This window comes from Natronincola peptidivorans (assembly GCF_900111615.1).
GTDB lineage: Bacteria > Bacillota > Clostridia > Peptostreptococcales > Natronincolaceae > Natronincola_A > Natronincola_A peptidivorans.
The window spans coordinates 55,538-75,098 of sequence record NZ_FOHU01000004.1 but is presented as its reverse complement, the minus strand read 5'-3'; the positions used below and the strand labels follow the sequence as shown (position 1 = coordinate 75,098).

17 protein-coding genes are annotated in these 19,561 nt (G+C 36.3%); 14 read left to right on the top strand and 3 right to left on the bottom strand.

The window, feature by feature from the left end:
* The first annotated feature begins 2 nt into the window (after positions 1–2).
* From BMX10_RS06280 to BMX10_RS06215, 14 genes are all read left to right on the top strand, one after another.
* Positions 3–1,964, top strand: coding sequence for a [Fe-Fe] hydrogenase large subunit C-terminal domain-containing protein (locus BMX10_RS06280; RefSeq protein ID WP_090441063.1), 1,962 nt, complete (start codon positions 3–5; stop codon positions 1,962–1,964).
* Between the two features lie 339 nt (positions 1,965–2,303).
* Positions 2,304–2,813, top strand: coding sequence for a Na+/H+ antiporter subunit E (locus tag BMX10_RS06275; RefSeq protein ID WP_090441060.1), 510 nt, complete (start codon positions 2,304–2,306; stop codon positions 2,811–2,813).
* Positions 2,810–3,076, top strand: a complete 267-nt coding sequence (locus BMX10_RS06270; protein ID WP_090441057.1) for an MrpF/PhaF family protein — start codon at positions 2,810–2,812, stop codon at positions 3,074–3,076. Before BMX10_RS06275 ends, BMX10_RS06270 begins: the two co-directional genes overlap by 4 nt.
* Positions 3,077–3,089: 13 nt before the next feature.
* The gene (gene mnhG / locus BMX10_RS06265; RefSeq protein WP_244272652.1) at positions 3,090–3,413 is read left to right on the top strand and encodes a monovalent cation/H(+) antiporter subunit G; all 324 of its coding nucleotides are present in this window, start codon (positions 3,090–3,092) and stop codon (positions 3,411–3,413) included.
* 6 nt (positions 3,414–3,419) lie between these two features.
* The gene (locus tag BMX10_RS06260; RefSeq protein ID WP_090441054.1) at positions 3,420–3,656 is read left to right on the top strand and encodes a hydrogenase subunit MbhD domain-containing protein; all 237 of its coding nucleotides are present in this window, start codon (positions 3,420–3,422) and stop codon (positions 3,654–3,656) included.
* On the top strand, positions 3,656–3,958 hold the full coding sequence (gene mbhE, locus BMX10_RS06255; protein WP_090441050.1) for a hydrogen gas-evolving membrane-bound hydrogenase subunit E: 303 nt from the start codon (positions 3,656–3,658) through the stop codon (positions 3,956–3,958). The genes BMX10_RS06260 and mbhE overlap by 1 nt, the downstream gene beginning before the upstream one ends.
* Complete coding sequence (locus BMX10_RS06250) at positions 3,959–4,381, top strand: MnhB domain-containing protein (protein ID WP_090441046.1); 423 nt, start codon at positions 3,959–3,961, stop codon at positions 4,379–4,381.
* A 2-nt stretch (positions 4,382–4,383) separates the two neighbouring features.
* On the top strand, positions 4,384–4,761 hold the full coding sequence (locus BMX10_RS06245; RefSeq protein ID WP_090441043.1) for a cation:proton antiporter subunit C: 378 nt from the start codon (positions 4,384–4,386) through the stop codon (positions 4,759–4,761).
* Positions 4,754–6,247, top strand: a complete 1,494-nt coding sequence (locus tag BMX10_RS06240) for a complex I subunit 5 family protein (protein WP_170834714.1) — start codon at positions 4,754–4,756, stop codon at positions 6,245–6,247. The genes BMX10_RS06245 and BMX10_RS06240 overlap by 8 nt, the downstream gene beginning before the upstream one ends.
* A gap of 37 nt (positions 6,248–6,284) precedes the next feature.
* The gene (locus tag BMX10_RS06235; protein WP_090441038.1) at positions 6,285–8,297 is read left to right on the top strand and encodes a complex I subunit 5 family protein; all 2,013 of its coding nucleotides are present in this window, start codon (positions 6,285–6,287) and stop codon (positions 8,295–8,297) included.
* A 38-nt stretch (positions 8,298–8,335) separates the two neighbouring features.
* Positions 8,336–9,364, top strand: a complete 1,029-nt coding sequence (locus BMX10_RS06230) for a Cache 3/Cache 2 fusion domain-containing protein (protein ID WP_090441035.1) — start codon at positions 8,336–8,338, stop codon at positions 9,362–9,364.
* A gap of 67 nt (positions 9,365–9,431) precedes the next feature.
* On the top strand, positions 9,432–11,090 hold the full coding sequence (locus tag BMX10_RS06225) for a complex I subunit 5 family protein (RefSeq protein ID WP_090441031.1): 1,659 nt from the start codon (positions 9,432–9,434) through the stop codon (positions 11,088–11,090).
* Between the two features lie 38 nt (positions 11,091–11,128).
* Positions 11,129–13,378 (top strand): complex I subunit 5 family protein, encoded by a 2,250-nt coding sequence (locus BMX10_RS06220; RefSeq protein ID WP_244272651.1) that lies wholly within the window; start codon positions 11,129–11,131, stop codon positions 13,376–13,378.
* Between the two features lie 297 nt (positions 13,379–13,675).
* Complete coding sequence (locus BMX10_RS06215; protein ID WP_090441025.1) at positions 13,676–15,367, top strand: methyl-accepting chemotaxis protein; 1,692 nt, start codon at positions 13,676–13,678, stop codon at positions 15,365–15,367.
* Between the two features lie 384 nt (positions 15,368–15,751).
* Here the strand turns inward: BMX10_RS06215 and hydG are convergent, their stop codons facing one another.
* From hydG to hydF, 3 genes are all read right to left on the bottom strand, one after another.
* Entirely contained in the window at positions 15,752–17,152 is a 1,401-nt protein-coding gene (gene hydG, locus BMX10_RS06210) for a [FeFe] hydrogenase H-cluster radical SAM maturase HydG (RefSeq protein WP_090441022.1), read from the bottom strand.
* 81 nt (positions 17,153–17,233) lie between these two features.
* Positions 17,234–18,298, bottom strand: a complete 1,065-nt coding sequence (gene hydE, locus BMX10_RS06205; protein ID WP_090441019.1) for a [FeFe] hydrogenase H-cluster radical SAM maturase HydE — start codon at positions 18,296–18,298, stop codon at positions 17,234–17,236.
* A complete protein-coding gene (hydF, locus tag BMX10_RS06200) occupies positions 18,295–19,554 on the bottom strand; it encodes a [FeFe] hydrogenase H-cluster maturation GTPase HydF (RefSeq protein ID WP_090441016.1) in 1,260 nt (419 codons plus the stop codon). Before hydF ends, hydE begins: the two co-directional genes overlap by 4 nt.
* Between the last annotated feature and the right edge of the window lie 7 nt (positions 19,555–19,561).

Sequence of the window (19,561 nt, the reverse complement as noted above, 5' to 3'; positions counted from 1 at the left end):
TGATGGAAAAAGGAAAATATATCATCCCAGTAATTGATGTGGAGAAGGAAAAATGCGTCAATTGTCAAAAATGTATTGCGGTTTGTCCAGTAAAGTACTGTAACGATGGCTCGGGAGATTTTGTTACCATCAATTCAGATTTTTGTATTGGATGTGGCCATTGTATTATTGCCTGTGAAGATGCAGGACATCATGCTCGGAAAAGGATTGATGATTTACCAGATTTTTTAGATGCATTGAACAAAAAACAAAAGGTTGTAGCTATTATAGCTCCAGCAGCGGCGGTAAGCTTTCCTAAAAAGCTTAAAAAAGTAATTACTGCCCTAAAGCAAATGGGGGTTACAGCAGTTTTTGATGTAAGCTTAGGAGCAGAGATTACCACCTATGAGTATTTGAAGGCCTATAAAAAAGGGGCAAATCAACCAATTATTGCTCAGCCTTGTCCTGCAATTGTATCCTATATAGAAATATATCGTCCACATTTGATGAAGTATTTGGCACCTACTCATTCACCAGCTTTAGATACTGCTGTATGGGTACATTCACTGGAGGAGTATAAGGATGCTAAAATTGCCTTTATTGGACCGTGCTCTGCTAAAAGAAGAGAGTTTCGGGATCAAAATACAAAAGGACACATTACCTATAATGTAACCTATCATGCTTTAAAGGATTATTTTCAAAATAAAGGTATGAGAATAGAGGGGTTAGTGGATACAGACTTTGATGGCATTGAGGCGGAAAGGGCTGTATTATACAGTCAACCAGGGGGATTAACGGAAACTTTTAAGCGTTTTAATGTAGACTTGAAGCCTTATGATGTTACAAGGGTAGAGGGAGTCGAGACAGTCTATAATGAATACTTTGATGAATTAGAGAAGGACATCAAAAGGGGAGAGACGGCAGTACTTATAGATATATTGAATTGTGAGCACGGCTGTAACAAAGGACCGGCATCAGCCTGTGAATTATCTCACTATCAAATAGATAAGCTTATGAACGAAAGACAAGAAGAACAAAAGAAAAAGCATCAAAAAACAAAGGGATTACTTGGTAAAAAGAGCGAGGAAACAGTTTTAAAGGATTTTTATAAGGAAGTTGATAAAAAGCAATTAGATTTTTCCAGGAAATACGATGATAAGAGTAATTTATATGATGTAAAAACTCCAACTGAGAAGGAATTAAATGACACCTTTAGATCTATGCATAAATACACAGAGGAAGATAAAAAAATCAATTGTCAAAGCTGTGGATACGGAGAATGTGGAAAAATGGCAGTGGCTATATTCAATGGACTGAACAAGTTGACCAATTGCCATTACTATACTACAGCTGAATTAGCAGAAGAGCATAAAGAAATAGAATCACAGAATGAAGAGATTGCATCTACATTAGAAAAGGTAAATGAACAATACGCAATGATAGAAGAAAATCAAAACAGAAACAAAGAATTGAGCAAGGTTATTGAGGACAATATGAATAATATCCAAAACGCAAATAGTACCTTGACCAATGAGCTTGTGGATATTACGGAAAGATCACAGACTATGGCACAGGAAATCATGGTATTAAAGGATTTTACCAATAGTATATCTGAAATTTCTAATCAATCTCAGGATATTATTCAAGAAATCTCAAAAATTGCAAAGCAAACAAATCTGTTAGCTTTAAATGCAGCTATAGAGGCAGCAAGAGCAGGAGAGGCAGGAAAAGGCTTCGCTGTTTTGGCGGAAGAAATACGTAAGCTAGCCATTGAATCCAATGTAGGTACGGAGGAAATAAGAAAATTCTTAAGTGAAATTGCTCAAGAGGTAGAGGTAATTAATCAAAAAACTATAGATATTAACAATAAATATAGTGAAATTTTTGATGTTATCACTGAAGCAACAGCAGAGAGTGAGGAAATATCCTCTAGATCTTTACAATTAACTGAGGAAGTAGCAAAGCTTAACGATACAGCTTCATAATATATGTGGTGGTGATGATTGGCATAGGTTAAAATTTATGGGACTTAATGCATAAAATTGAAAATTGTTTTATAGCAAAACCTGTCATCAAAGATAATCACTACATTATTAAATATTTAACAAAGTCAAGAATATAGAAAAAAATAGATCAACAAACATTTTGTTGCAAAAACAAGGATTTAGTGCTATATTAGGCTAAGGATGAACTGTTTTTGCCAACAAATATTTTTGTTATTATTTATTTTTTTTACTAAATTCTGGAAAGATTGACAAAAAATTATTAATCTTTCGGATGTTTTTCAATAAATGAAAAGTCATATTGATTAGAGGTGTAAAGAAATGGAAGGTAAGAAATCATGGGTCAATAAAAAAAATGTATGTTTATTCACTCTACTCTTATTGTTTTGGTTTGTTCTTGCTCCTGAATTGACGATCGAAACAATAATGGTAGGAGCAATAGCTTGTTCCATGGTAGTTCTTTATTCTCAGGATATTATTTTTGGAGATAAGGAAATGCCATTGTATTCTCTGAAAAAACTAAAGATTTTCGTAAGGTTTTTAGCTACACTGCTAATAGAAATCGTAAAGGCAAATATTGAAGTAGCTATTATTGTATTAAATCCTGCTATGCCGATTAAACCTTCATTTATCAGGGTGCCAATGATGTTAAAAAATGATGTGAATAAAGTTATTTATGGAAACTCTGTAACATTAACACCAGGGACTTTAACGGTAGATATTACAGATGATGAGTTTATCATTCATGCTCTAACAGAGAGTGCAGCAGCATCAATGGAGGGTTCTTTTATTGAAGAATATGTAAGTAAAATGGAGGGAGACACAAAATGATTTTTAATGCGCTTACAGCTATGGCTGTTTTTCTAGCTGTCCTTGCCTTCTTTAGTTTATATAAGGCATATGATGGTCCAACTGCAGCTGACAGAGTAGTAGCTATTAATGTTATTTCAACAAAAGTTGCTATTTTGATTGCTATATTGGCCGTTACTACAAATCAAGAAGCTTTTGTAGATGTTGCTCTAATCTATGCAATGATGGGTTTTGTTGCAACTGTTTGTGTTTCGAAATATATTGAAAAAGGTAAACTTTTTTAAGGAGTGAAATAAATTGCAATATATTCAGAACGGCTTAACGATATTTTTGCTTATAAGTAGTGGATTCTTTTTTCTAGTAGGAACCGTAGGACTTGTCCGGATGCCAGATGCTTTTACAAGAATGCATGCCACCACTAAATGTGATACTTTGGGGGCAGGATTAGCTTTATTGGCTTTAGTGGTAAACCAAGGTTTCCACATTATCAGTGTTAAACTATTGTTAATCATTGGCTTTATTTGGATGACCAATCCCACTGCTGCCCACATTATTGCTAAAGCCGAATATAATAAACAAAATGCTAACTTAGAGAAACAATCTTCGGTTGAGAAGGGGTGAAGTTAAATGCAATTATTGAACGTGGTTTTAGTTATATTTCTAATTGTTTGCGCTATCGCAGTGGAACGGACAAAGGATTTATTAGGAGCAGTTATTATTTATGCTGCTTATGGCTTAGTAATGGCGGTGCTTTGGTTATTTATGAAGGCACCAGATATAGCTTTAACAGAGGCAGCTATTGGTGCCGGTGTAACAGCAATCCTATTTATAGGAGTAATTAGTAGAACGAGGAGGATGGAATAGTGAAGAAGATACTAGCAATTGTTGTCTTAACAGGGCTATTGATCCTACTACTATCTAGCTTTTTGGAGATGCCTGTTTTGGGAAGTATAGAAAATCCTTCATACAATGATACCACACATTATTATTTAGATAATGCTGTTGAGGATACCAATGCTCCCAATGTAATAGCAGCTATTATCACGGATTATCGCGCTTTTGATACAGTAGGGGAAACTGTGGTACTCTTCACCGCTATAGCGGCAGCTGCATCGGTTTTAAGAGTTCTACATGATGATTCTAATAAAGAGAAGGTGAAACATTAAATGGATGATTTAATTGTTAAAACAATAACCAGAATAATTATTCCTTTTATACAGGTATATGGTATCTATATTGTATTACACGGACACATCTCTCCAGGAGGAGGTTTTTCTGGAGGAGCGATATTAGGAGCAAGTCTAATACTATACACTTTAGCTTTTGGCTATAAGGATGCTGCTAAGAAAATGCCTCACCATGTTGGAGCTATTCTTGAATCCGGCGCCATCCTTTGGTTCCTGGCACTGGGCTTAATAGGGATTTTTGCTGGAGGCAACTTTTTAACCAATAGGGATGCAGGGTTTTATATGGGGAATCTATCGATGCTGTTTAATGCAGGACTCATTCCTTTAGTAACATTAGGAATTGGAGCCAAGGTTGCCAGTACCATGATTACTCTGTTTCACACTATTATTGAGGAGGACTAACTGTGAGTATATTAAAATCAATAATAGAGCATATCAATTATGTAGCATCAGCTATATTATTTGTAATAGGCCTATATACTGTTCTAACCCACTCTAATTTGTTAAAGAAGGTTATAGGAATTAACATTATAGAAACATCAATATTTTTGTTTTTTGTTTCCGTTGGATACGTAACAGGAGGAAGAGCACCAATAGTAGAAGCATCAGGAAACCATGTTTATGTTAATCCACTACCATCGGCTTTAATCCTTACGGGGATTGTTGTAGCGGTAAGTATAACGGCCTATGCATTAAGCTTAATAATAAAGCTATATGAAGCTTATGGCACCTTGGATATGGACGAAATTATGGAAGCAAGGAGTGGGCAGACCAATGAGTAGTATACATTTTCCAATTTATAGTTTAATTATTTTATTAGCTGCTGCAGTAGCTATACCTATTATGAGAAAGAATTTTGACGGATTTATGAAGACTTTCATCATTGCAGCACTAGTAGGAGCGTGGCTCTTTTCTCTAGGGTCATTGATTAATGTATTCAATCATGGACCACATGTTTATAATTTTGGAAGCTGGACAGAGACGATAGGGGTACAATTGATGATAGATGAGTTTTCAGCTATCATGGCCTTTGTTATTTTAACAATTGCAGGTTTGATTGTCGTCTACTCCATAAGGGATATGGAGCATGAAATTCCCCTACAGCAGTTTGGAAGTTACTATATTTTGGTGTACATCCTACTATTTTGCATGGTAGGAATAACATACACAAATGATTTATTTAATATGTATGTATTTATGGAGATTTTATCTCTTACATCCTGTGGCATTATTTCTATCAAAAGAAAGAAGGAAAACTTCCTTGCTTCCTTTAGATACTTAATGCTTAACACCATAGGCTCTCTATCAGTATTACTAGGGATTGCACTGCTATACATGGTAACAGGCCATTTGAATATGGGAGAGGTAGGTAAGGTAATTGCAGAAGTGTGGCAGAGCTATCCAATCAATATATTAGTATCTTTAGGATTTATGATTACTGGCTTAAGCATTAAAGCAGCTTTATTCCCATTGCATATTTGGTTGCCAGATGCTCATTCTACAGCCCCTACACCTTCAAGTGCACTTTTATCAGGGTTAGTTGTAAAGGTTTATATTTTCTGTGCAGCAAAGATTCTCTTTAGAATGATTGGACAGGATATTGTTATTGCATTAGACGTTCCAACCTATATTACCTATTTTGCTGCTTTAAGTATGATTATGGGATCGATTTTTGCTATAGGACAAAAAGATATCAAAAGACTGCTGGCATATTCCAGTGTTGCGCAAATCGGCTATATCTTTTTAGGCTTAGGATTAGCAACAGCACAAGGATTTTCCGCGGCTTTATTCCATATTATATCTCATGCTTTAATGAAAACAGGTCTATTCCTAAGTGCTGGAGCGATTATTTATAATAAAGGAAAAAGAGATATTAGAGAATTAGATGGTATAGGCTATGAAATGCCAATCACTATGGGAGTTTTCACTATATCCGTATTGGGTATGATAGGAATACCAGGGATTAATGGATTTATGAGTAAAATATATCTAAGCTTTGCTGTGTTAGCGGCAGATAAACCATTCTTCTTGTTTGTTATATTAGCCAGCAGCTTTTTGAACGCTATTTATTACTTGCCAATAGTAATAGCGGCCTTCTTAAAAGAAAGTAAAGAAAGAAAAAATATTATGGTTTTGGATGCTATACCAAAATCAATGATTTTTCCAATGGTAGTTATTGGAGTCAGTTGTGTGATTATGGGTCTTTTCCCACAGCTGGTAATGAATGCAATTGAGCAAGTGGCACCAACATTTTTGACTTTAAACTAGTTAACATACTGTTTCTAATTGAATAAGGGGGCTTATTATGTATCAGTACAAAACATCTGAGGTAAAAGTAACATCTGACGGGATACTGTTTAATAGTACGATAATAATAACACTATTAGCATTTATTCTTGGTTTATTGGGCATCATTGGTTATTCTACTAGTTTCTTAGAAGAGAGTAGTGTCATTGCCACATTTGCCAGGGAAATAGTTAATTTTCAGTCAATCTTATTATGGATAATAGGACTCCCTTTATTAGCGGCAGCCTTAAGCTTATATATAGATTCTAAATGGTCTAGAGGAAAAAATTTAGTTACAATCATCGGTACCTGTATCACCTACTTAATTATAGTAGGTTTATACCCCCAGGTGCTGGAGGGAGATGTTCACTATGAGTTAGCGAAGGTCTTAGGAACGGGTCTAAATTTCCAACTAAATATAATAAGCTACTTTCTGTTGGTGATGACGGGAATTTTATGGCTAATGACGGTGATTTATGCTTCTGTATATATGCAGCAGGAGGATAACCAAAAAAAGTTTAATTTTTGGCTTAATGTCACCTTTAGCAGTATACTTGGGACGATCCTAGCCAATGATTTTTTTACCATGTTTCTATTTTTCGAAATGATGACCATTTCATCCTATTTTTTAGTTGTACACAAGACATCAAAGGAATCTATTTCTGCAGGTAATGTATATATTTTCATGGGAATAGGAGGAGGTCTTTGTGTACTACTGGCCATGATTTTAACAAAGGTTTATACTGGAGTCACAGGTTTTATGCCAGCTGCCTATGAACTAAGTCAATTGTCAGGAGAGAAATATATCATTGCTGTTTTGTTTCTAATAGGCTTTGGTATGAAGGCAGGAATGCTTCCCTTCCACATATGGCTTCCAAAGACCTATGTTGTAACAGTAACACCGGTAAATGTAATTTCTTCGGGGGTTATGATCAAAATAGGTGCATATGGCTTAGTGAGGGTGTTTTCTACCCTATTTACTCCAAGTATTGATGCAGTACAAGGATACCAACAATCCCTATGGTATATTTCTAGAAATATAGGAGCAGTGATGATATGGTTAGGAATTATCACCATGCTGGTGGGAGTTTTCATGGCATTACAGCAGGGGAACATTAAAAAAATGCTGGCTTATCACAGTATAAGTCAGATGGGCTACATTATTATGGGGATAGGCGTAGCTACTTACCTGGGGTATAAGGGAGCTATGGGTTTTGTAGGAAGCTTTTACCATATTTTTAATCATACACTTTTCAAGTCACTATTGTTTATGGTGGCGGGGGTGGTGTATTTAAGAACAAAAGAAATAGATATGTATAAACTAGGGGGCTTATGGAGGAAAATGCCTTTTACTGCAGCACTTTGTTTAATAGCTGCACTAGGAATTACAGGAATGCCTTTGTTTAATGGGTTTGCCAGTAAAAGTATTCTCCATCACGCTATAGATGAGGCTTATGTATATGGACATTATTCCTTTAAGTATGCAGAAGTGATATTTACCATTGCAAGTGCAGGAACGGTTTGCTCCTTCATTAAGCTATTTGGTTTTGTTTTTCTAAAAAAACCTAATGAAATCCAGAAGGATATAAAGGGAGATCACTTATTGATGTGTTTTGCAATGTCAGGATTGGCTTTGTTAATAATCATAATAGGAATCGCTCCTAATTTCATCCTAAACAATTTTCTAATTCCTGCAGCACAAGGCTTAAACTTTGATGCTGAGTTTATTGAAAGATATATTAACAATATGGATTTCTTCCACATAAATGAGCTAATGAAGGCATTAAAGGTATATCTATTGGGAGGGGTACTCTTTATTATAGGGGTTAAATATGATTTGTTCCATATCAAACTGCCAACCTGGTTAAATATAGAAAAAACTTTATTCAGACCCTTCTATAGAGGAATAGAATCATTACACAATGGAGTATTGAACAAATACGACTTATCTTTGGTTAAATATGATGTAGTAATATATGCGTATATGCTATGCATGGTACTATATGTACTACTGCAACATACTAGTTTATAAATAAATTTTTCTAGTAAAATGTGTAAGGGGGATATATAATGAAGCTAAGAACAAAAATAATCATTACCTATATACTGCTTATTGTTGTTACTACAGGGATATTAGGTTTCTTCGCCATCAATCATTCACAGGAGACTCTATTGAGGCAAGAAGAAGAAAAAATACAATTTGCTGTGGATTCCATCTATACTTTAATTGACATGAGACAGGAATTAATCCAAGAGCAGATAACAAATAATTTAAATGTATCCATGAAACTATTAATTGAAGAATACGGAGATATAGCAATTGACAGAAGCAACCTAGTTACAGTAGGAGAATATACTGTACCAACCCTATATGCGGGAGAATTGAATTTAACAGAGGACAATACATTTGTTGATGAGCTCAAGGAATTAATGGGTGGAACATCTACAGTATTTGTGTTAAATGATAATAAATTTGTACGGGTAAGTACCAATGTAAGAATGGAAGACGGAGCAAGAGCTATTGGAACAGTGATTGATGCTGATTCACCGGTTTATCAATCAGTTATTAATAAAGAGCCTTACTACTCTAGGGCTTGGGTAGTAAACAACTGGTACATTACAGCCTATAAGCCATTACTGGATGCAAACAATAATGTAACTGGTATGCTTTATGCAGGGGTACCAGAAATAGACGAAAAGCTGGAAGGAATATTTAGCAATGTAAAAATAGGGCAAACAGGCCATCTCTATATCATGGATTCCAGTGGAGATTTACTCTATCATCCAACGATGCAGGGAGAGAACATTGCGGAGTATGGGTATGTACAGGATATTTTTGATATAAAACATGGTTCCATGGAATTTCAGTTGGATAATAATGCCACGCTAGCAAAGTTCCAGTATTTTGAGCCATGGGATTGGTATGTTGTAGCTAAAGTAAATATCCATGACATCAAATCAAATGCCCAAGGTGTTATTAATTTTATTATAACCATTGGCTTAGTTGTATTTGTATTAGCCATGGGAATTATGGTAAATCAAAAAGTAAATAAAATAGATAGAGAAAACAAAGAGAAAAATGAAAAAATTGATTCTTAGGGGAATAAGGGAAGGATTTTATTGATTCATTGTTACATCTATTCAATAGGAATGGAGGAGGATTAAGATGGGGAACAATCAGGGGGCTACACAACACCATCAGGATAAATCTGCAATCGATAATCAAGAAATTAACAAAGAACTAGATATATTTTACATGAATAGTATCTTTATATTATTTGCTGTCGCTTTTATAGCTGGTGCTTATGCATTGATGACTACTGAAGCGGGGACGATCCTATTAAATGCAGTAACCAGCTTTAGATATACGCCAACAGTAATGGTTATATTAGTATTTGTAGCAGCGCCGTTGAGTGTATTGATTGGATCAAAATCAGAAAACTATCGGGATATGTTTATTATCAATATTATCTTTGCAGTATTTTTACTGATTTTATCAATGTTTCCTCAAGCATTGAAGACACCAATCATTATGGACCTACCCAGTGTTTTAGCCTTTGGGGTAAACCTGAGGGTGGATCAACTAACCTTATTGATGGTTTTAGCAGCAGCTTTGCTATGGTTGATGGCCATGATTTATGGTCATAACTATATGATTCTAGAAGAGAACAATCGAAATCGATTTTATTTTTGGTTCCTAGTTACCTATGGGGGGGTGACAGGAGCATTAATGGCCAATGATTTACTTACTATGTTCCTATTTTTCGAAATCATGTACTTAAGCTGTTATTTCTTAGTAGCCCATAACCAAACTGGAGATGCTTTGAAGGCTGGAAATAGGTACATCTATATGGGGGTTGTTGGTGGTTTAAGTATGCTTTTAGGTATCAGCTTACTATACGTTTATACCAATACCTTTATTATGGGAGATATCTTAGCGCCACTTCAGGCACAATGGGGTGATAACTCTGCAATCCTTACCTTTGCTATCGTGGTGATTTTAGTAGGGTTTGCCATAAAAGCCGCTGTTTTTCCATTGCACTTTTGGCTGCCAGATGCTCATTCCAGTGCGCCTTCTCCAGCAAGTGCTATTTTATCAGGAATGGTACTCAAGGTTTATGTGTTTTCATTGATGAAGTTTCTTTTTAAAGTAGTGGGAATAGATATTATCAAGGACATAGGTCTACATAATATCCTGCCGCCTTTAGCAGTAGTAGGTATGATTATGGGATCCATCTTTGCTATTGGACAAAAGGACATAAAGAAGATATTAGCATACTCCAGTGTTGCTCAGGTTGGATATATGATCCTGGGAATTGGACTAATTAGTGATAAAGGCTTTGCAGCTTCTATGTTTCACATTACAACTCATGCTCTGATGAAATCTGCTTTATTCTTAAGTGCAGGGGCCATCATTTTACAAACTCATAAAAGAGACATAAGGGAATTCCAAGGGATTGGCTACCAAATGCCTATTACAATGGGGGTATTTACTGTAGGAGCCTTATCTATGATAGGTATTCCAGGGTTTAATGGATTTATGAGTAAGTGGTACCTATGTATCGCTGCATTAGATGCTGGGAAACCAATATTTGTATTTATGATTTTAGTTAGTAGTTTTTTAAATGCTATGTACTACCTACCAATTATTATCAGTGCCTTTTTAAAGAAAAGTCAAGAAAGAGAGAATATCTTGGTGATGGATAAAGCACCGGCAAACATGTTGATACCAATGGTTATCATTGCTTCAGGGGTTATTCTACTAGGATTTTTCCCGCAATGGGTAATGAAGTTTGTAGAGCAAGGCATAACTACTTTCCTTTAATAATAATGGAATTTGATTAAATTATGGAGGAGATATATATGAAAAATGCTCAAGGGGTTGAAGCGCTGCATCACGATCATGCTTCCGACGGATATAAGCCTTCAACGCTACTTTTTATTAACAACATCATAATATTTTTACTGACAGTGGCAGGTTTCATATTCTTTGTCAGTATAACGGGAGGAGGCAAAGCTCCTCACCTCTATGAAGGTATCAAGGAATTTGTTGCTACGAAGCCATACTATCCTATGCTAATCGTATTTATACCCACGATAGGCGGTTTTATATCAGTTTCTTTTGGGAAAAATTATGAAAACCTAAGAGACGGATTAACAGCAATGTTTACCTTCATTACATTAATGATGGTACTGGCTATGTACCCGGCAGTTGCAAGTGAAACTCTTGTTCTTAATCTACCAAGGATGCTAGGATACGGATTATTGTTTAAGGTTGATATGCTAAGCTACATCATGGCAACTCTTACCTCAATTCTTTGGTTGATGGCAATGATTTATGCACCACACTACATGACAGTAGAAAAGCATAGAAACAGATTCTACCTATGCACAGCCATTACCTATGGAGCTATACTAGGGACTGTCATGTCAGGAGATTTATTTACTACGTTCTTATTCTTTGAAATAATGACCTTCAGCTCCTATATGCTGGTGGTTCACTGCGAGACAGAAGACGCTATTGCGGCAGGAGATAGTTATATCTATATGGGAGTATTTGGAGGGTTGTGTATTCTCTTAGGGATGATTTTGCTTTACATCCATACAAACACGCTTGAATTTATGCCAATGATTTCTCAATTAGAAAGTATGGGGAATACAAGATATATTGTAATGGCATTGTTTATGGTTGGTTTTGGTGTAAAAGCTGGAATGATTCCCATGCATATATGGTTGCCAAAGGCACATCCTGTTGCTCCTACACCTGCAAGTGCGCTTTTATCAGGAATTATGATAAAAGTTGGTGGTTATGGTATGCTTCGGACGGCTACAAGCTTTTTCTTCCCTGCTGCCAATGAAATAGAGAGCTATAAGGATGCACTTTGGCTTTCTTCTCAAAACTTAGGTGCTGTCATTATCTGGATGGGAATAGCAACCATGGGGATAGGCGTATTTATGGCGCTACAACAGGGGAATATGAAGAAAATGCTGGCCTATCACAGCGTAAGTCAAATGGGTTATGTTATTATGGGAATTGGTGTTGCCATTTATCTAGGCCATAAGGGGGCTATGGGCTTTACAGGTGGAGTATTTCACATGATCAATCATGCTCTCTTTAAGTCTTTATTGTTTATGGTAGCAGGAGCGATTTATCTTCAAACCCATCATTTAGACATGTATAAGCTGGGGGGACTATGGCGGAAAATGCCGTTTACTTTCATCGTGGCTTTAATTGCTGCTTTAGGAATTACCGGTACACCCTTATTTAATGGCTTTGCCAGTAAAACCATATTGCACCATGCCATTGTGGAAGCCTATGAGTATGGCCACCATTCCTTTAGATATGCAGAAATTCTGTTTACTATCATTAGTGGAGGAACAGTCTGTTCCTTTATCAAGCTGATTAGCTATACTTTCTTAGGAAAATGCTCTGAAGAGAATGAAAAGATTGGTAACGGGTATAGAATGATGGATATGGCTATGATGGGTATGGCAATATTAATCATAGGTATAGGAATAAAGCCTAATTATATCTTAGACTTTTTATTAATACCAGCAGCTCGTGGTGTAACCTATGATCCATACTTCATTCAGAATTATATTGTAGACATGAATGTATTTATTGCCCCAGATTTACTTGCCATGATACCGGTGTATATATTGGGGGCTGTCATCTTTACACTAGGGAAGAAGTTCCATTTATTCCATCTACACTTCCCTCATTGGTTAAGATTTGACTATATACTATTCTACCCCGTATTTAAGCTTACAAACTTCATCATTAAGCGATTAAGTAGAGGACAGGAAGCAATGCAGAAAAAAGAAGATGGTTTAGTGGATGGTGTGAATTCTGCCATAAATGCTGTAACAGAGAAATATGAGTCTAATGTCTCTAAGGGAGAAAGATTGGTGGATGATGTCAGCTCCGCTATTAATTACTTAACTGAGGAATATGAATCCAAGCTTAACAAAAGTGAAGGATTAATAGGTAGATGTGTTTATACTTTAAACCTAATCACTAATCGTTATGAATCTTCTATTATAAAAAGTGATGTAGTTATCTATGCCATCATTTTAACTACTCTTCTGGGAACTTTGTTGGTCTTTAAGTAATCACCAGAGTAAAATGAATATCAACGACAAAAAAAGAGGTTTACTATCCGCAGGAAAATACAACAAATATTTTCCTGCTTTTTTATAAACAAATATACGCAAAGTTCGTCGACGATTTTTACAGTTTGTCGAATAATGGAAAATCTACGAATTCTTTATGGTAAAATATTAACAAGTTTTTAGCAAATAGTAAGACTTAAGTATTTATTAGACGAAATTAAAAGAATCACTATTTACATCAGGAAGGCAGTTAGAAAAAGAGATGAAGGTAAAAAAAAAGATAATGGGGGGCTAGTGGTGAAAAAAATAGGTACAAAACTGATTATCTATATTACGGCACTATTGCTATTCTTTGGAGCTGTTGTAGGGACAGTGGTGATAAGAGATGTTAAGAATTCTATCTCTTCTACTGTGACAGAAAAAATTATGTCAGATTTAAACGCTTCCATAGAAATTGTTAACATGATGTATCCAGGCAATTGGAACATAAGAGGAAATGAACTGTATAAGGGTTCAATAAGAATCAATGATAATACCAACATCGTAGACAGACTGGGGGAAATTACGGGATATGCAGTAACTATTTTTATTGGAGATACTAGAGCTACAACAACCATTGTGGTGGACGGAGAAAGGGCTGTTGGCACACAGGTTGCAGCAAATGTAGCTGAAGCAGTACTGGTGGAAGGAGAAGAATTTATTGGAGAAGCGGAAATTCTAGGGGAGACATATCAAACCATATATCGTCCTATAATGGATGCGGACAATAATGTAATAGGCATGTTCTATGTAGGTGCACCCAAAAAGTTTGAAGATGATATAATAAATGCCTTTGTAGCTAAGTTTTTACTTACCCTTGGGATCATATTAGCAATATCTATTGTTGTTGCATTCTTCATAGGGAACTCTATTGCTAAACCTATCAATAGCATAACCACAATAGCAGAAAAAATTTCAAAGCTAGACATCAGCAGTGACGTACCGGAAGAATCTTCCAGAAGAAAAGATGAGATAGGAAGACTGGCAATGGCCTTTCAAGCTGTAAATAATGGGTTGCGAAGCATTGTGAATCAGGTACAGGATACCTCTAAAGAAGTGAGTTCATCCTCTGAAGAGCTAGCAGCTATTTCTGAGGAATCAGCTGCTGTTTCACAACAAATAGCAATATCAGCAGAGGATGTAGCCACCAATATAAAAAATGAAATTGGTGAAATCAAAAAAACTACCGAAGCTATCGAAGTGATCAATACCAATATTGAAGAGGTATCAGATAATACTAAGGCAATCGAAGGCATGAGTAAAGAAGTACTTGAAAAAGCAAATAAGGGAAAAGAGAATATTCATCGTGCAACTACGCAAATGGAAAACATTACAAAGAGCTCTGAAGAGGTACAACGTTCACTACTAGATATCACCGATAGCTCTAATAAAATGGATAATATCATAAAGGTAATTGACAGTATCGCAGAACAGACAAATCTATTGGCGTTAAATGCTTCTATTGAGGCCGCTAGAGCAGGAGAGCATGGTAGAGGATTTGCAGTTGTAGCAGAGGAAGTGAGAAAGCTTGCTGAAGATTCTCAGGAAGCTGTAAAGGAAATAAATGGCCTAATATCAGAAAATCATAAAAACATAAAGGATGCTAATGCGCATATGGAAAGAAGTACCTCGGATGTAAAGGAAGGTACAATAGTGGTGTCTACAGCAGAAACTACCTTCTTAGAAATCGCAGATTTGATTGAGAAGGTAAATAATCAAATTGAAGCCATAGCTATAGCAATAAATCACGCAGCAGAAAATAGCGAAAATGTTGTGAAATGCGCAGATGTTATTGAGAAAATTTCTGGAGATGTATCGGCAGAGATGGAGAATGTTACTGCATCAACAGAGGAACAAACTGCTTCTGTTGAAGAAGTAGCTTCCTCGAGCCAAAGTCTAGCACTATTAGCAGATAACCTAGAAAAAATTGTACAACAATTTAAGCTATAGACAATTTCTGATAGAGGTAGAGAGAAGCCTTCTAATTTTATTTAAATATGTTGCAAACCTAAACTTATTCAAGGATGTATCCGCTATAGATATCCAATTTGAAAGATATAATTATACGATGTAATTTGTGGAAAACCTACAGTTTTATACTTCAATTTTGATATGCTAAAGGGCTACATTTGCAGTCCCTAGCTGTGGTTTTGAGCTAGGGGCGAAACCGTAGACCTGTGCATATCAAAATTGTGAATTGCCACTATTTGCAAATTTAAAAATGTATAATTTAATTTCTGAGCTTGGATAGCTCTATATATAGCAATAAAAAAATACGAAGCTCTATTTAATAGATCCCTTAGGACTAATAAATAGAGCTTTTTCTATGAAAACTTACATAAACAAATCTCTTTCACCATTTTCAATACGCTGCAATCTTTCAATGGTTTCCTTTTTAACTGCGTCATTAGGAATATTCTCAAGATTTTTCTCTATGGCTTCATTGCCTAAACCCTGCAAATCATCATCTCCATAATCCTCAAGATATTCTTTAAAGGTGAGAATTGCATTTGGATAACAGAGATTATGGATTTCTTTACTTCTTGCAAACTCCATAAATCTATCACCGGTTCTTCCAGTACGATAACAGGCAGTGCAATAACTTGGAAGATAGTCTTGTTGACATAGTGATTTTAATATTTCATTAGGACTTCTATGGTCAGCAACCTCAAACTGTGGATTGGACTTGCCTTCTACAAAGGCTTTATAGCCAGATACTCCAGTACAGGAGCCAGCACTGATTTGGGAAACTCCTAGCCTCATAGTATCCTCTCTAAAGGTGGGCTCCTCACGGGTAGATAATATAATACCTGTATAAGGCACAGCCAATCTTAGGATGGCAACAATTCGTTTAAAGTCATGGTCTGAAACAATATAGGAATAATCATGAAGATTTACATCATTGGCGGGTCTTAGCCGAGGAACAGAAATGGTATGGGGACCTACACCAAAGGTATCCTCAAGATGCTTTGTATGTAGCATCAAGCCCATCACTTCATATTTATAGTCATATAGACCAAATAGTGCACCTATACCAACATCATCTAACCCAGCCTCCATAGCACGATCCATGGCAGTAGTATGGTAATCGTAATCCGCCTTAGGGCCTGAAGGATGAACTTTGTTATAGGTATCTCGATGATAGGTTTCCTGGAAAAGAATATAGGTTCCTACACCTGCTTCCTTAAGCTTTTGATAGTTTTCTACTGTTGTAGCAGCTATATTGGCATTGATACGTCGAATTTCGCCATTGTTAAATTTGAGGCTATAGATATGCTTCATAGCATGGGTTATATAATCTATAGGACAGTTGACAGGGTCTTCTCCCGCCTCTAAAGCAATACGTTTATGTCCCATCCCCACAATAATTTCTATCTCCCTGGCAATTTCTTCGTCTGATAATCGAGTTCTTTCTATAGCATTGCTGCATTTATACCCACAGTAGAGGCAGTTATTAACACAGTGATTAGAAACATAGAGGGGAGCAAAAAGCACCATTCTTCTGCCATAGATATCCTCCTTCACCTCAGCAGCAGCTTGAAAAAGCTCCTCCTCTAAACGAGGCTCATCTATCTCCAGTAAAGTTGCCACTTCCTCCAGTGTAAGTCCTGTACCAGATTTTCCTTTTTCGATAATGAATTTTACTTCCTGTGTAGATTTTGTTTTCCCATTATTAAGTAGAGAGGCAATGTAGTCATTTCTAATAAAATCAGCTTTTTGTTTGGTTTTTATCATAACAATCCCCTTTTCACAATTATTTTATCCATTTTTCGAACTATCTGACAACCTCTATTGGTTACCCTTAGGATGACAGTTTTATACAGTTTGACCTACTTTATGTTGAAATTGAAGGCTGTCGCCACGACCCATATCTACCTCCATGCCAGTAGAATTGATACGACCTTCTATACAGCCTCTGCAATGGGCTGGTTCATCACCTGTACATATTTTATTTTCATATAATTCATAGAGGGGCCTTACCTTTGTTGGAGAAAGGTTTGGCATTACTACATTGGCACCAGCTAAAATCGCTTGTTCTCGTCCTTTATCGTCTAAGGTTCCTAAAGCAGTAGTAGAGGGCAGTAATGCGCTGGGAAGCATTAATCTAGCTAATGCCACCATCACTAAGGTGTCCTCTAAGGTACCCCCTATAACATCCCCCAAGGGGGTTTCACTATGGGGAATAAAAGGACCTATACCAATCATATCTGGATTGAGATCTTTTAAGAAAAGGAGGTCTTCAGCTAGATCAGCTGAGGTTTGATGGGGCAAACCCACCATGAAACCAGCACCAACCTGGTAGCCGATCTCCTTTAGAAGCTTTAAAGAATTTCTTCTATTATTGAAGTCCATAGTAGGATGAAGTTTTTCATATAAGTCTCTAGAAGCTGTCTCATGTCTAAGTAGAAAACGATCAGCTCCGGCTTCGAAAAGCCTTTGATAGACCGCCTGATCTCTTTCGCCGATGGAAAGGGTAACGGCTGCATCAGGAAATAACTCTTTAATCTTTTCTACAATAGCCACCAGCTTTTCTTCTGTATACCAGTAATCTTCACCACTTTGCAGCACAAAGGTTCTATAACCTAATTGATAGCCCTCTGTACAGCATTGAAGAATTTCATCAAAGGTCAAGCGGTAGCGATGAATATGTTTATTAGAAACCCGTATACCGCAGTAGAGACAATCCTGCTTACAATAATTAGAAAATTCGATGAGACCACGCATGTATACTTTTTTCCCATAGTGCTGAAGCTTGGTTTTTAAACTATACTCAAACAATAATTTTCTACTAGAGGCATCGAGGTTTTCTAAGAGATACACCAATTCATCTTTAGATAAATTATTATCCTGGTATAGCTTTGTTATTAAATCTGTAATCATACAGCACCTCCAATCATAGTTTTTTCTTTTTCCTCTAATAACAGTTTTACTTGAGGAAAGGGAGAGATCACTCTATCTAATACACCCTGAACCTGGGCAATTAATACACCATAATTGACAATCGGAATGCCAGCCTCTACAGCTTGAGAAATTCGATAGACCATGGCTCGACGATTTAACATACATCCTCCACAGTGAATAATCAGCTTATATCTTGATAAATCCTTAGGAAACTGTGTACCAGAACAATATTCGAAGGTTAAGTTTTTACCCGTCATTTGTCTTAACCAACGGGGAATCTTCACCTGTGCTATATCATCAGCTTGTTGATGATGGGTACAGGCTTCAGCTACCAATACAGTATCATTATTTTCAAGCATTTCAATAGATTGGGCTCCCTTAACCAGCTCTGCTAGATCACCCTTATGTCTTGCAAACAAGATGGAGAAGGATGTAAGAGGGATATCCTTAGGGGTATCTGCAGCTACCTTCAAGAAGGCTTGAGAATCTGTAATCACCAAGGATGGTTTTTTACCGAGATTTTCCAATGTTTCTTTTAACTCATATTCCTTTGTAACTACCGTGATAGCATCACATTCTAAAACATCTCGAATCGTTTGCTGCTGTGGAAGAATAAGACGACCTTTGGGTGCTGCTTTATCAATAGGGACAACCAAAACAACAAAATCTCCAGGAGATATAAGATCTCCAACAATTTTAAATTTGTCTTCCTCATTAGGTGTGATTTTCACAATGGCATTTTTAAGAGCAGAAATATTCTTCCCGGTAGTAGCTGAAACAGCAATACAAGGTATATCCAAGGATTTTTTTACGGTATCCAACTCACTTGACTCAACTGTACGAAGATCAATTTTATTTAAAATGCCTAATACAGGTATTTCTTTAGATTTTATCAGCTGGATAATTTTTTTATCATAGGAAGTAATACCTACAGTAGCGTCAATCAAAATCAAAGCGATATCTGTTTTGTTTAGTACATCATAGGATTTTTCTTTTCTTAACTGGCCTAATTCACCTTCATCATCAAGTCCAGCAGTATCAATAAAGACCACAGGACCAATGGGTAAAAGCTCCATCGTCTTATAAACAGGATCAGTTGTTGTACCCTTCACATCAGAGACAATGGCAATGTCTTGTCCTGTAAGGGCATTAATAATACTGGACTTTCCAGCATTTCTATTACCAAATAAAGCGATGTGAACACGACTAGAGCGAGGGGTTTGATTTAAACTCATAATGAAC

Excerpts from the sequence above, each read along its gene's own strand:
- BMX10_RS06280 (WP_090441063.1), top strand. The coding sequence starts at position 3 with ATGGAAAAAGGAAAATATATCATCCCAGTAATTGATGTGGAGAAGGAA.
- BMX10_RS06275 (WP_090441060.1), top strand. The coding sequence starts at position 2,304 with ATGGAAGGTAAGAAATCATGGGTCAATAAAAAAAATGTATGTTTATTC.
- BMX10_RS06270 (WP_090441057.1), top strand. The coding sequence starts at position 2,810 with ATGATTTTTAATGCGCTTACAGCTATGGCTGTTTTTCTAGCTGTCCTT.
- BMX10_RS06260 (WP_090441054.1), top strand. The coding sequence starts at position 3,420 with ATGCAATTATTGAACGTGGTTTTAGTTATATTTCTAATTGTTTGCGCT.
- BMX10_RS06250 (WP_090441046.1), top strand. The coding sequence starts at position 3,959 with ATGGATGATTTAATTGTTAAAACAATAACCAGAATAATTATTCCTTTT.
- BMX10_RS06240 (WP_170834714.1), top strand. The coding sequence starts at position 4,754 with ATGAGTAGTATACATTTTCCAATTTATAGTTTAATTATTTTATTAGCT.
- BMX10_RS06235 (WP_090441038.1), top strand. The coding sequence starts at position 6,285 with ATGTATCAGTACAAAACATCTGAGGTAAAAGTAACATCTGACGGGATA.
- BMX10_RS06230 (WP_090441035.1), top strand. The coding sequence starts at position 8,336 with ATGAAGCTAAGAACAAAAATAATCATTACCTATATACTGCTTATTGTT.
- BMX10_RS06225 (WP_090441031.1), top strand. The coding sequence starts at position 9,432 with ATGGGGAACAATCAGGGGGCTACACAACACCATCAGGATAAATCTGCA.
- BMX10_RS06220 (WP_244272651.1), top strand. The coding sequence starts at position 11,129 with ATGAAAAATGCTCAAGGGGTTGAAGCGCTGCATCACGATCATGCTTCC.
- hydG (WP_090441022.1), bottom strand. The coding sequence starts at position 17,152 with ATGATAAAAACCAAACAAAAAGCTGATTTTATTAGAAATGACTACATT.
- hydE (WP_090441019.1), bottom strand. The coding sequence starts at position 18,298 with ATGATTACAGATTTAATAACAAAGCTATACCAGGATAATAATTTATCT.
- hydF (WP_090441016.1), bottom strand. The coding sequence starts at position 19,554 with ATGAGTTTAAATCAAACCCCTCGCTCTAGTCGTGTTCACATCGCTTTA.